The organism is Acidovorax sp. 35-64-16 (genome assembly GCF_002281195.1).
Taxonomy (GTDB): domain Bacteria; phylum Pseudomonadota; class Gammaproteobacteria; order Burkholderiales; family Burkholderiaceae_C; genus Acidovorax; species Acidovorax defluvii.
This window is the reverse complement of record NZ_NCFM01000007.1, coordinates 46,465-58,653: the sequence shown is the minus strand read 5'-3', so window position 1 is coordinate 58,653 and position 12,189 is coordinate 46,465. Positions and strand designations below refer to the sequence as shown.

Annotated in this window: 12 protein-coding genes; 4 read left to right on the top strand and 8 right to left on the bottom strand. The window is 65.8% G+C overall.

Translation table 11 applies throughout. The annotated features are described in order from the left end of the window. Positions 1-55: 55 nt before the first annotated feature. Positions 56-880, top strand: a complete 825-nt coding sequence (locus tag B7Y64_RS07680; RefSeq protein WP_291326998.1) for a ChaN family lipoprotein — start codon at positions 56-58, stop codon at positions 878-880. A gap of 52 nt (positions 881-932) precedes the next feature. Here B7Y64_RS07680 and B7Y64_RS07675 read toward each other — a convergent pair whose 3' ends face one another. After that, the gene (locus tag B7Y64_RS07675; protein WP_291328619.1) at positions 933-3,617 is read right to left on the bottom strand and encodes a bifunctional diguanylate cyclase/phosphodiesterase; all 2,685 of its coding nucleotides are present in this window, start codon (positions 3,615-3,617) and stop codon (positions 933-935) included. A 51-nt stretch (positions 3,618-3,668) separates the two neighbouring features. On the opposite strand from B7Y64_RS07675, the gene purU reads away from it, so the two are divergent. From purU to B7Y64_RS07660, 3 genes are all read left to right on the top strand, one after another. Further along, positions 3,669-4,517: a formyltetrahydrofolate deformylase gene (gene purU, locus B7Y64_RS07670; protein WP_111866313.1), complete on the top strand. Its 849-nt coding sequence runs from the start codon at positions 3,669-3,671 to the stop codon at positions 4,515-4,517. Positions 4,518-4,716: 199 nt separating this feature from the next. Then, positions 4,717-5,622 (top strand): LysR substrate-binding domain-containing protein, encoded by a 906-nt coding sequence (locus tag B7Y64_RS07665; RefSeq protein WP_291326999.1) that lies wholly within the window; start codon positions 4,717-4,719, stop codon positions 5,620-5,622. 287 nt (positions 5,623-5,909) lie between these two features. Then, positions 5,910-7,415, top strand: coding sequence for an FAD-linked oxidase C-terminal domain-containing protein (locus tag B7Y64_RS07660; protein WP_024813184.1), 1,506 nt, complete (start codon positions 5,910-5,912; stop codon positions 7,413-7,415). A 191-nt stretch (positions 7,416-7,606) separates the two neighbouring features. Here B7Y64_RS07660 and B7Y64_RS07655 read toward each other — a convergent pair whose 3' ends face one another. The 7 genes from B7Y64_RS07655 to B7Y64_RS07625 form a co-directional block, all read right to left on the bottom strand. Beyond that, positions 7,607-8,326: a uracil-DNA glycosylase gene (locus tag B7Y64_RS07655; RefSeq protein WP_291327009.1), complete on the bottom strand. Its 720-nt coding sequence runs from the start codon at positions 8,324-8,326 to the stop codon at positions 7,607-7,609. Between the two features lie 226 nt (positions 8,327-8,552). Continuing rightward, the gene (gene trpC / locus B7Y64_RS07650) at positions 8,553-9,353 is read right to left on the bottom strand and encodes an indole-3-glycerol phosphate synthase TrpC (protein WP_111866317.1); all 801 of its coding nucleotides are present in this window, start codon (positions 9,351-9,353) and stop codon (positions 8,553-8,555) included. A 26-nt stretch (positions 9,354-9,379) separates the two neighbouring features. After that, positions 9,380-9,991 (bottom strand): hypothetical protein, encoded by a 612-nt coding sequence (locus B7Y64_RS07645; protein ID WP_291328617.1) that lies wholly within the window; start codon positions 9,989-9,991, stop codon positions 9,380-9,382. After that, positions 9,988-10,146 carry a hypothetical protein gene (locus B7Y64_RS07640; protein ID WP_291327003.1) on the bottom strand — a complete coding sequence of 53 codons (159 nt, stop codon included), beginning with the start codon at positions 10,144-10,146 and terminating at the stop codon, positions 9,988-9,990. Before B7Y64_RS07640 ends, B7Y64_RS07645 begins: the two co-directional genes overlap by 4 nt. A 65-nt stretch (positions 10,147-10,211) precedes the next feature. Further along, a complete protein-coding gene (locus B7Y64_RS07635) occupies positions 10,212-10,427 on the bottom strand; it encodes a hypothetical protein (protein WP_111866321.1) in 216 nt (71 codons plus the stop codon). Beyond that, entirely contained in the window at positions 10,427-11,461 is a 1,035-nt protein-coding gene (gene trpD / locus B7Y64_RS07630) for an anthranilate phosphoribosyltransferase (protein WP_024813191.1), read from the bottom strand. The genes B7Y64_RS07635 and trpD overlap by 1 nt, the downstream gene beginning before the upstream one ends. Before the next feature lie 138 nt (positions 11,462-11,599). Further along, positions 11,600-12,187, bottom strand: coding sequence for an aminodeoxychorismate/anthranilate synthase component II (locus B7Y64_RS07625; protein WP_291327005.1), 588 nt, complete (start codon positions 12,185-12,187; stop codon positions 11,600-11,602). Positions 12,188-12,189: the final 2 nt, after the last annotated feature.

The window sequence follows — 12,189 nt, the reverse complement described above, 5'->3', positions numbered from 1 at the left end:
GGTGTCCCACCCTTGTCTTGATGCGAATCAATTGCAGGGCGCGTAGCATGGCTCCATGCTGCCTGCTTTTCCCCGATTCAACACACGCCTGGGAGCCGCCATCGCGGCCCTGGCCCTGGCTGGCTGCGCCAGCCACCCCGCCGTAGTGCCCTCTGCCCAGTGGCCCGCGCAGCTTGAAAGCGCACTGCCCACCGACGTTCTGCTGCTGGGCGAGCAGCACGACGCCCCGGACCACCAGCGCCTGCAGCGCGACACCGTGCAGTGGCTGGCGGCGCGCGGGCGGTTGGCGGCCGTGGTGCTGGAAATGGCCGAGCGCGGGCACTCCACCGCAGCGCTGGCGCGCGACGCCACCGAAGCGCAGGTGCAGTCGGCCCTGCAATGGAACGACGCGGCATGGCCCTGGTCCGCCTACGGCCCCGTGACCATGGCCGCCGTGCGCGCCGGGGTGCCCGTGCTGGGGGGCAACCTGCCGCGCAGCGCAATGGCCGCGGCCACGCAGGAGATCCGCTGGGACAACCACCTTGCCGCATCCGCCCGCCAGCAACTGCTCGATGCCCTTCAGGACGGCCATTGCGGCCTGCTGCCCGCGGCGCGACTGCCCGCCATGGCACGCATCCAGATCGCGCGCGACGCCAGCATGGCCCTCACAGCCCTGGAAGCGGTGAGCCCCGGCCAGACCGTGCTGCTGGTGGCCGGTGGCGAGCATGTGCTGCGCCACAGGGGAATTCCAAGCCATTGGCCAACCAATTTAATATCAAAAGTGGCTTCAGCCCTTACTGATAAAGCGCAAGCAGCTACAATAACAGGAGCAGATATCGTCGTCACCACAGCGCCCCTGCCGCCGCACGACGCGTGCGAGGTGCTGCGCCTGCCGAATTAGCCCGCACCGGCACGCCCCGCAGGCAAGCCCAGCCGCGCGTGCCGCCCTCTATTTACCGGGCCTGCTGCGCCCGCACCAGGGCGGCAAACGACTCGGCCGGCACGGGGCGACTGCAGAAATACCCCTGGTAACTGTCGCAGCCGCGTTCGCGCAGAAAGGCCAGCTGTTCTGCCGTCTCGACCCCCTCGGCCAGCACCCGCAGGTCCATGCTGTGGCCCATAGCGATGATCGCCGCACTGATAGCCATGTCGTCCGAGCTTTGCGGAATGTCGCGAATAAACCCCTGATCGATCTTGAGCACGTCGATGGGAAACCGTTTGAGCTGCGCCAGCGATGAATAGCCGGTGCCGAAATCGTCCACCGCCAGCCGCAAACCCAGGTCGCGCAGGCGCCGCATGGTCAGCAACGCCTCGTCTTCGCGCTCGGCCAGCGCGCTCTCGGTGATCTCCAGCTCCAGCATCGCGGCAGGAAATCCGGTTTCTCTCAGCGCCGACGCGGTGCAGCCCACCAGATCGGTCAGCTGAAACTGGCGCGGCGACACATTCACCGCCACCGTCAGCGCGGGCAGCCCTTCTTCGCGCCATCGCTGCCCCTGGCGGCAGGCCTCGCCGATGATCCATTCCCCCAGGGGGCCGATGATGCCCGAGACCTCGGCCACGGGGATGAAGCGGCCTGGCGGAATCAGGCCCTCCTCGGGGTCGTTCCAGCGCACCAGCGCCTCGGCGCCCACGATGCGCCCCGTGGCGATGTCGATCTGCGGCTGGTAATGCAGCACCATGTGCCCGTGCGCCAGCGCCAGGCGCAGGCGCGACTCCAGCGCCAGCCGGTCGCGCGCCGACTGGGTCATTTCCTCGGTATAGAAACACCAGGCCCCGCGCCCCAGCGCCTTGGCCCCATAAACGGCGGCATGGGCGCCCTGCAACAGGGTCTGGGCCGTGGCCGCATGTTCGGGAAACATGCAGATGCCCACACTCACGCCGGCCACCACTTCAAAGCCCTCGGGAGATCGCCAGGGCTCGGCCACCGCCGCGATCAACTGGCGCGCCACCGCTGCAGCGCCGTCGGCGTGGCGCAGATGGCGTGCCACCACCGCCAGTTCGTCACCCGCCATGCGGCCCAGCAGGTCGCCCGGCCGCATGGCCGCCTGCACGCGGCGGGCGATGTCCTTGAGCACCTGGTCGCCAATGGCATGGCCATAGCTGTCGTTCACGTCCTTGAATCGGTCGAGGTTGAGCTGCAGCACGGCCATGCGCTCGCCGTTGCCGCGGGCCTGCACTACCGCGTCTTCCAGCTGCCCGCAAAACCACAGGCGGTTGGACAGGCCGGTGAGCGCATCGTTGTTCGCCAGATACTCCATGCGCTGGTGTTGCGCCTTCTCGTCGGAGATGTCGGTGAACATGCACACATAGTGCGTTGCCGTGCCAGCGGCATCGCGCGCCACGCTCATGGACATGTGTTCCGGAAACACCTCGCCGTTCTTGCGCCGGTTCCAGATTTCGCCCTGCCAGCGGCCGGTGCGCTTCATCGACTCCCACATCGCCTGGTAAAACGCCCGGTCGTGCCGATCCGACTTGAAGACGCGCGGCGTCTTGCCCAGCAGTTCTTCCTCGGTGTAGCCCAGCAACCGCGTGACCGAGGCATTGACCGAAAGGATGCGGTTGTTCGTGTCGGTCACGATCACCCCCTCGCTCATGTTCTCCATGACGGTGGCGGCGAGCCGCTGGCGCTCATCGATCTGGCGCTCGCGGGTCAGGTCGGTCAGGATGCCCGAAAAGCGCTCAGGCTGCCCCGCATCGCTCAGATGACGCACCCCGCGTGCCATGAACCAGCGGTAGTTGCCGTCAAAGCACTGCAACCGCAGCTTCTCGACGAACGGCTCGCCCGAGGTCAGGGCGTATTGCAGGGCCAGCCGTACGCGCTCGCTGTCGTCGGGGTGCAGGCGCTCGCGCATGCGGAAATCACGGGAGAAATCGTCGCCCGTGTAATGCACCATGCGCGCCACGGTGGGCGAATACACGGTCTGGGCCCGCGCCAGGTCGTGGTCCCACATGCCGCTGCCGCTGCCCTCGACCGCCAGGCGAAGGCGCGTCTCGCTGCGCTCAAGGGCGGTGCGCGCGGCCTGGATCTCGCCCATTTCTTGCAACACGCAGTCCAGGTGGGCCGGTTCGTCGCCCTCCTCGGGCACGTAGGTCACCGTGTTGAGCACATGCACCACATGCCCGTCAGACGGCCGGATGAAGTGCCTCGGCCCCAGGTAGTGGTCAATCTCGCCCGCCAGCAAGCGCGCCAGCTGCTGCGCGGCGTGGTTCGGGTCGTCAGCCAGCACGGTTTTGCGGAAATTCAGAGTCTGCAACTGCGCCAGATCCATGCGCAGCATCCTGCACAGGCAGCCATTGGCCCAGAGAATGTGCCCATCCAGTGCCACGCGCGCCATGCCCACCGGCGCGTGGTGCACTATCTGCGCCAGCTCGCGCGCCACCGCCGAGCGTTGCCGCGCCACCGCCGAGCGTTGCCGCTCCACCTTGCGCATGCGCGCCAGCAGCCAGCCAGCCAGGGCACTGGTGAAGAGCACATACAGCCAACCCTTCCAGGTCTGAAAATGCGCAATCTGCTCGGGCGTGCCAGACCATTGGGCCAACAACGAATCTCCCGCAAACACCCATGCAACGCCAAAGGCGAGGTACAGCACCACACCCCACCAGGGAGTGAGTTTCGCAACGAAACACGGGATGTACATGAAGTTCCTTATTCCAGCACCTGCGGGCCTTGCTGCGACAATGGCACAGCTATGACCCACGCTTACATCCTTACTCTCTCGTGCCCCGACCGCCTGGGGCTGGTGCACGCCGTCTCCGGTTTTCTGCTGGAGCATGGCGGCAACATCGAAGAAGCCGCCCAATACAACGACAACGCCACGGGCCTGTTTTTCATGCGGGTGCAGTTTGCCTGCGACCAGCACGACCACGCCACCCTGAAGACCCGCCTGGCCACCTTTGCAGAGCCCCACCAGATGTGCTGGAGCCTGCATGCCACGGCCCAGCCCGTCAGAACCGTGCTCATGGTCAGCAAGGAAGGCCATTGCCTGAACGATCTGCTGTTTCGCTGGAAGAGCGGCCTGCTGCCCATCGACATCCGCGCCATCATCAGCAACCACCGCGACTTCTACCAACTGGCAGCCAGCTACAACGTGCCGTTCCACCACATTCCCCTCACCGGCACCACCAAGGCGCAGGCCGAGGCCAAACAGTACGAGATTATCGAGGCCGAAGGGGCCGAACTGGTGGTGCTGGCTCGTTACATGCAGATACTTTCACTTGATCTTTGTCAAAAACTAGCCGGACGGGCCATCAATATCCACCACAGCTTCTTGCCAAGCTTCAAAGGTGCCAAGCCGTATTACCAGGCACATGACCGTGGCGTGAAGCTCATCGGCGCCACAGCCCACTACGTCACCGCCGACCTCGACGAGGGCCCGATCATCGAGCAGGACGTGGCCCGCGCCGACCACACCGACACCGTGGAAGACCTCACGGCCCGCGGCCGCGACACCGAAAGCCAGGTGCTGGCGCGCGCCGTGAAGTGGCACAGCGAGCACCGCGTGCTGCTCAACGGCCACAAGACCGTGATCTTCCGCTAGAGATATGGAACACCCCCCTGAGTCGCTTCGCGCCTTCCCCCCGCTCTCGCGGCGCTGCGCGCCGCAGGCAGGGGGACGCCGCCAGTGCACGCCAGTGAAACGCCTCCTACGCGGCATGGCGGCCCTTGCGCGGCGGCCTTCGCTTGAGCCGGGCCTGTCTCAGGCGCCACGGGCAGCACACATTCCAGGGGTTTGCTAAATGGCCACGGCAGCACCGTCCTCTTTCCTCAGCAGCGCGGCGCGGCGCATTCCGCCCATCCAGTGCCTGCTGACGTTTGAAGCCCTGGCCCGCCTGCGCAGCGTGACGCAGACGGCCGAAGAGCTGTGTGTCACGCCCAGCGCCGTGAGCCACCGGGTCAAGCAGCTGGAGCAGATCCTGGGAGTGCGGCTGTTTGGCCGCGCTGATTTTTCGCTGACCACCGAGGGCAGCGCCTACCTGGCCCATGTGCGCGAGGGGCTGGGCGCGCTGCAGCGGTTTCCGGGCCAGGCAGCGGCGCCGGGGCGGCGGCGGCTCAAGCTGGCAGTCACGCCCACGTTCGCACGCACCATCCTCATCCCGCGCCTGCGCCAGTTCACCGAGGCCTACCCCGAGATCGACCTGGCCTTGCAGGTGTCCATTCCGCTGCTGGACGTGGTGGCCGAAGATGCCGACCTGATGGTGCGCTTTGGCGCGGGCCACTATGCCGACGTGGAGCATGTCGAGATTGCCCGCGACGTGGTCACGCCCCTGGCCTCGCCCGCCTTCGTGCGCGAGCACGGGCCGTTCGAGCGGCCCGAAGACTTGGAAGGCGTGCCCCTGCTGCGCAGCCCGCTGGAGCCCTGGCGCACCTGGTTTGCCGCCACCGGCCTCGATTGGGCCGAGCCCAGCGAGGGCTCGCAGTTCAACGACATCGGCCTGATGTGCGACGGCGCCGCAGCCGGCATGGGCGTGGCGCTGGTTCGCCTCAAGCTGGGCGCGCCCTGGCTCGAAAACGGCACGCTGGTGCGCCTGTTTGCCACCGACACCGCCAGCCCGCACGCGCACTACCTGTGCTGGCGCACCGGCACCATGGACCGCTGGGAGTGCGCCGCGTTTGCCGAGTGGCTGCGCAAGACCATGGCGTAGTAGAGGCATCCCCCTGAGTAGAGGCATCCCCCTGAGTCGCCTTTGGCGCCTTCCCCCTTCTCTCGGCTGCGCCGGGAAGGGGGACGCAGCCCTCGCTGCGGGGCGGCCCTTGCTCGGCTGCCCTCGCCCGAGCCGCGCCCTCCTCCACCAAGTTCAGGCAAAAATCAGCCCCAGCGCTTGTCCATCAAGCGCTAGAAGCTATCAATTAGTGAGCATTTCGGTATTTTTCACAAACACCTGCAGAAAACCTCACACCCCGCCCGTCCCCATCCCCTACAGTGGCGACCATGAACACCGACAGCATGTCCGTTGCCGCCCCTTCGCCCGCCGAGCGCTCTGCGCGCCAGGCTGAAGTCGTGCAGGCCCTCACCCGCGTGGTGCCCCAGCATTCCCTGCTCTGGCACAGCGAAGACACCACGCCCTACGAATGCGATGGCCTCACCGCCTACCGGCAGCGCCCGCTGGTGGTGTGCCTGCCCGAAACCGAGACGCAAGTGCAGGCCGTGCTCAAGGTGTGCCACCAGCTCCAGGTGCCCGTGGTGGCGCGCGGTGCGGGCACGGGCCTGTCGGGCGGCGCCATGCCGCACGCCATGGGCGTGACGATGTCGCTGGCCCGCTTCAACCGCATTCTCGACCTGAACCCCGAAAGCCGCACGGCCGTGGTGCAGTGCGGCGTGCGCAACCTGGCCATCAGCGATGCGGCGGCGCCCTATGGCCTGTATTACGCGCCCGACCCCAGCAGCCAGATCGCCTGCACCATCGGCGGCAACGTGGCTGAAAACTCGGGCGGCGTGCACTGCCTCAAATACGGCCTCACGGTGCACAACGTGCTCAAAGTGAAGGGCTTCACGGTGGAAGGCGAACCCGTCGAATTTGGCAGCGCGGCGCTCGACGCACCCGGCTACGACCTGCTGGCCGCCGTGATCGGCAGCGAGGGCATGCTGGCCGTCACCACCGAGGTCACCGTGCGCCTCATCCCCAAGCCCATGCTGGCGCGCTGCATCATGGCCAGCTTTGACGACGTGCGCAAAGCGGGCGATGCCGTGGCCTCCGTCATTGCCGCCGGCATCATCCCCGCCGGGCTGGAGATGATGGACAAGCCCATGACGGCCGCCGTGGAAGACTTTGTGCACGCAGGCTACGACCTGACGGCCGAAGCCATCTTGCTGTGCGAAAGCGACGGCACCCCCGAAGAGGTGGAGGAAGAAATCGGCCGCATGAGCGAGGTGCTGCGCGCTGCGGGCGCCACCGCCATCTCGGTCAGCCGCGACGAAGCCGAGCGCCTGCGTTTCTGGAGCGGGCGCAAGAACGCCTTTCCAGCCAGCGGCCGCATCAGCCCCGACTACATGTGCATGGACTCGACCATCCCGCGCAAGCGCCTGGCCGACATCCTGCTGGCCATCCAGGAGATGGAGAAAAAATACCAGCTGCGCTGCGCCAACGTGTTCCACGCGGGCGACGGCAACCTGCACCCGCTGATTTTGTTTGATGCCAACGACGCCGACCAACTGCGCCGCTGCGAGCTGTTTGGCGCCGACATCCTGGAAACCAGCGTGGCCATGGGAGGCACGGTGACGGGCGAGCACGGCGTGGGGGTGGAAAAGCTCAACAGCATGTGCGTGCAGTTCAGCGCCGAAGAAAACGCGCAGATGTTTGGCCTGAAATACGCTTTCGACCCGGCCGGCCTGCTCAACCCCGGCAAGGTGATCCCCACGCTGAACCGGTGTGCGGAGTACGGGAAGATGCTGGTGCGGGGCGGGCAGATCAAGCACCCGGAGTTGCCGCGGTTTTGAGGGCGGTGCGGGCTGACAATTTGAGCCTATTTGGCTGCTGGCGCTTATACATAAAGCGCTAGTAGCTATTGTTTTTATAGCTTGTAGTGTGCCTTTGCCGAGTGCGGGGGCCGGGTCTCGCCCTTAAGAGCACAGCAAAAACTATAAAAACATAGCTAAAACCGCAGACCCATCAAGCGCAAAGCACGAAATCAGCCCTCAACCTGCCCCTCCCGAAACCCCCGCGCCAATCCAAAATGCCCGCAGCCAATGAAAGGCACCGGCGGCCGCAGCGCCGACAGCGGCGAGGGATGGTTGGCACACAACACCAGGTGCCCCCGGTCCGCAGGAATGACGGCGCGCTTGCTTTGCGCATGCGCGCCCCAGAGCATGAACACCACCGGTCGCGGCCCTTCGGCCACATGGCGGATGACGGCGTCGGTCAGTACCTCCCAGCCCTTGCCCGCGTGGCTGGCGGGCTGGCCTTCTTCCACCGTGAGGGTCGTGTTGAGCAGCAGCACGCCGCTCGTCGCCCACTTCACCAGACTGCCGCCGGGCAGCGGAAACGCGGGCGGCGGCGTGCCCAGGTCGCGCTGCAGTTCCTTGAAGATGTTGCGCAGCGACGGAGGCAGCGCCACGCCGGGTGCCACCGAGAACGCCAGCCCCTCGGCCTGGCCCCGGCCGTGGTACGGGTCCTGCCCCAGGATGACCACGCGCACCTCGTCGGGCGGCGTGAGTTCCAGCGCGCGCAGCGGGCGCGGCGGAAAAATGACGGCCCCGGCCTCGAGCCGCGCCTGCAGGAAAGACCGCAGCTTGCCGCCCACCGCTCCCTCAAAGAATGCCTGCACCAGCGGCTGCCAGCCCGGCGCCACGGGCCAGTCGGCGGGGTCAGCGCTTAGCAGTTGCGTCGGCGCCAGTGCGGCGTCGTTCAGTACAGAAAATTGAGTCAAATCGGCCTCCAGCGCTTATTCAGCAAGCGCGAGCAGCTATAACTTTTGCAGTCAATGGCGCCCCCCGTTCTGCAACACCCGCGATCCCCGGCACTGACGCAGCCCAGGCCAGCGGCCACCGTGCAAGTGCCGCCCCGCCGCACGGGTGGCGTCCCCATGCCCCCAGCGATGCGAGAGCGGGGGGAAGGCGACTCTGGGGAAGTTAATTTCAAGCAAACAGCTTGGCCAGCTCCAGCCCCGGCTCGGGGGCGCGCATGAAGGCCTCGCCCACCAGGAAGGCGTGCACGCCGGCATCGCGCATGGTTTTGACGTCGGCAGGCTTCAGGATGCCGGACTCGGTGACCAGCAGGCGATTCTTGGGAACGTCGGCGAGCATGCCCAGCGTGGTGTCCAGCGTGACCTCGAAGGTTCGCAGGTTGCGGTTGTTGATGCCGATCAGCGGCGTCTTGAGCTTGAGCGCCCGCTCCAGCTCGGCGCGGTCGTGCACCTCCACCAGCACGGCCATGTCCAGCCCACGCGCGATGGCCTCGAAGTCTGCCATCTGGGCATCATCCAGGCAGGCGGCGATCAGCAAAATGGCGTCGGCACCCATGGCGCGGGCCTCGTACACCTGGTACGGGTCCACGAGGAAGTCCTTGCGCAGCACAGGAAGCTGACAGCTGGCGCGCGCCTGTTTGAGGTAGTCCACGCTGCCCTGAAAAAACTGCTTGTCGGTCAGCACCGAGAGGCAGGCCGCGCTCACTTTGCCGTCGCCGTCGGCGTAGCTTTGGGCAATGTCGGCCGGAATGAAGTCGGCGCGGATCACGCCCTTGCTCGGGCTGGCTTTCTTGATCTCGGCGATCACCGCCGCCTGGCCCTTGGCGATTTTTGCGCGCAGCGCGCCTTCAAAGTCGCGCGTGAGCACGCGGCTCTCGGCGTCGGCGCGCATGGCGGCCAGGGGCAGGCGCTTTTGGGCGGCGGCGACTTCTTCGTGCTTGACGGCGACGATTTGGTTCAGGATGTCAGACATGGTTTAAGAGGGAAATGGTGGAATGGTCAATGGGCATGGGGCACGTCTGTACCCGTGAGCAGTGGCGCGCCCGAGCGGCGGATCCGCAGGCGCTCTGCCAGCGTGTCCACGCAGCGGTCAAGAATGCGCAGGTTGCGCTGAAACGGCCGGGAGGTCAGATGCACCAAGGTCAATGCGGCCACAGGTCCACGGCGAACATGCCGCAGTTCCAGCAAGAAGGATGCCCCCGTTTCTCTGGTGGCGGCCGGGTAGCAACCCAGGCTGTATTGGGCAGGGTCCATTTGAATGCGCTCGCGTTGGGCAAGACCTACCGGTGTCAGGCTGCCCTGCTGAAAATCAACGACCCAACCCCGGCGCGCCTGCCTGCCCCGCCATTGCAGATGCATCGCCAGCACGATCAAACCCGTGCAAAGGAGCGCAACAACCCAAAATGCGGGGCCTTCTTTCAGACCGGTCATCCACAACACGGATGCGCTGCAAAACAAACCCGACAGCGCAGTCGTCAGGATGATTTCGCGTCTGGAAGCAGCCGACTCCAGCTTTTCGGGCAGCCATACCCTTGGCTGCATGGCCAGCATCCCGGCCCACACCGGCAGGGATGTGGGCCTGATCGGAAGGCGGGGTGGTAGCGGTGTCAAGGCGCATCCTTTGGCGGCACCGACTGATCGGCATCCACTGCCGGAGGCTCCGGCGTCTTGAGCACCCGCATAAAAACCCGGTGCATGACGAACCCGGCCACGACGAAAAGCGCCGAGACGCCCAATGCGATCCAGGTACCAGGGTCCTGCCACATGGTGCGCGTCCGGGATCAGGCCGTCGGCGCGGGGGTGCGCGCGACGATGCGCTTCAGAACATCGTTCATGGTGTCTGGTGGTCTTGCGGCCGTGGGGTGGCAGCCGAGGCGCCTGGCGCGGCGGGCTTTGACGATGACGGCTGTGGGGCGCTGGTCTCAGCCGGGGGGCGGCGCAGCGTGCGGTGCAGGGCCAGCGCAAACAGCACAAAACCGACCACCATCACGGCCGTGATACCCAGCCAGACCCAGGTGCCGGGGTAGTTCCAGATAGATGTTTCCATTACAAGACTCCCAGTGAATGGGTGAGCGTTACCAATTGATCGAGTTTGGCGAGTGCCGCGCCCGATGTCAGGGCTGCGCGGGCGCGGGCCAGGCCGTCGGGGATGGAGCTGGCCACGCCAGCGGCATACAGCGCGGCACCGGCGTTGAGGCAGACGATGTCACTGGCCGCGCCAGGTTTGCCATGGAGCACGTCGAGCATCATGGTGCGCGACTGCTCGGGGGTTTCCACGCGCAACTGACGGGTGCTGCTCATGGCCAGGCCAAAGTCTTCGGGGTGCACTTCGTATTCGCGGATGGCGCCGTCCTTGAGTTCACCCACCAGGGTGGAGGCACCCAGGCTGATCTCGTCCAGGCCGTCGCGCCCATAGATTACCAGCGCGTGCTGCGCGCCCAGGCGCTGCAGGGCACGCACCTGGATACCCACCAGGTCTTCATGGAACACGCCCATGAGGATGTTGGGGGCGCCCGCGGGGTTGGTCAGCGGACCCAGGATGTTGAAGATGGTGCGCACGCCCAGCTCTTTGCGCACGGGCGCCACGTTCTTCATGGCGGGGTGGTGGTTGGGCGCGAACATGAAGCCGATGCCCGCCTCGGCAATGCACCGGGCAATGGCTTCGGGCGACAGGTTGATGTGAATGCCCAGGGCCTCCATGGCATCGGCGCTGCCGCTTTTGCTGGACACGCTGCGCCCGCCATGCTTGCTGACCTTGCCGCCGGCGGCCGCGATCACAAAGGTGGCGCAGGTGGAGATGTTGAAGGTGTTGGCACCGTCGCCGCCAGTGCCCACGATGTCCACCATGTGCGTGGTGTCCTGCACATGCACCTTGGTGGAAAACTCGCGCATCACCTGCGCGGCGGCGGTGATTTCGCCAATGGTTTCCTTCTTCACGCGCAGACCGGTCACGATGGACGCCAGCATGACGGGCGAGAGCTCACCCTGCATGATCATGCGCATCAGGTGCAGCATTTCGTCGTGAAAGATTTCGCGGTGCTCAATGGTGCGCTGCAGCGCTTCCTGGGGGGTGATGGACATGGGGCCTCTGCCAAAAATAGTGTCTTTTAGGGCTCTGGTGCTTATAGGATAAGCGCCAGCAGCTATCAAAATTAAAGTACCTTGACACACCCAGAGCGCAGACAGTGCCGCTGCCCGGCGCGGTGCCAAACGCGGCCCTCAGGTGCTGCGCTGCTCCAGGAAGTTGCGCAGCATGGCGTGGCCGTGCTCGGTGAGGATGCTCTCGGGGTGAAACTGCACCCCTTCGATGGCCAGCGTTTTGTGGCGCACGCCCATGATCTCGCCGTCTTCGGTCCAGGCCGTTACCTCCAGCACCTCGGGGCAGGTGGCGCGCTCGATGGCCAGCGAGTGGTAGCGGTTCACCGTGAACTTTTCTGGCAGCCCGGCAAACACGCCTTTTTGCGTGGTGGTGATGACGCTGGTCTTGCCGTGCATGAGCTGTTGGGCCCGCACGATGATGCCGCCAAAGGCCGCGCCGATGGCCTGGTGGCCCAGGCACACGCCCAAAATTGGCAGCTTGCCGGCAAAGTGCTGAATGGCCGCCACCGAAATGCCCGCCTCGGCGGGCGAGCAGGGGCCGGGCGAGATCACGAGGCGATCGAGCTGACCGGCGTTGAGCCGCGCCTGGATGTCGGCCACGGTGATTTCGTCGTTGCGAAACACCTCCACCTGCGCGCCGAGTTCGCCGAAATACTGGACGATGTTGTAGGTGAAGCTGTCGTAGTTGTCGACCATCAGGAGTTTCATGG

Excerpts from the sequence above, each read along its gene's own strand:
- B7Y64_RS07680 (WP_291326998.1), top strand. The coding sequence starts at position 56 with ATGCTGCCTGCTTTTCCCCGATTCAACACACGCCTGGGAGCCGCCATC.
- B7Y64_RS07675 (WP_291328619.1), bottom strand. The coding sequence starts at position 3,617 with ATGTACATCCCGTGTTTCGTTGCGAAACTCACTCCCTGGTGGGGTGTG.
- purU (WP_111866313.1), top strand. The coding sequence starts at position 3,669 with ATGACCCACGCTTACATCCTTACTCTCTCGTGCCCCGACCGCCTGGGG.
- B7Y64_RS07665 (WP_291326999.1), top strand. The coding sequence starts at position 4,717 with ATGGCCACGGCAGCACCGTCCTCTTTCCTCAGCAGCGCGGCGCGGCGC.
- B7Y64_RS07660 (WP_024813184.1), top strand. The coding sequence starts at position 5,910 with ATGAACACCGACAGCATGTCCGTTGCCGCCCCTTCGCCCGCCGAGCGC.
- trpC (WP_111866317.1), bottom strand. The coding sequence starts at position 9,353 with ATGTCTGACATCCTGAACCAAATCGTCGCCGTCAAGCACGAAGAAGTC.
- B7Y64_RS07640 (WP_291327003.1), bottom strand. The coding sequence starts at position 10,146 with ATGTGGCAGGACCCTGGTACCTGGATCGCATTGGGCGTCTCGGCGCTT.
- B7Y64_RS07635 (WP_111866321.1), bottom strand. The coding sequence starts at position 10,427 with ATGGAAACATCTATCTGGAACTACCCCGGCACCTGGGTCTGGCTGGGT.
- trpD (WP_024813191.1), bottom strand. The coding sequence starts at position 11,461 with ATGTCCATCACCCCCCAGGAAGCGCTGCAGCGCACCATTGAGCACCGC.
- B7Y64_RS07625 (WP_291327005.1), bottom strand. The coding sequence starts at position 12,187 with ATGAAACTCCTGATGGTCGACAACTACGACAGCTTCACCTACAACATC.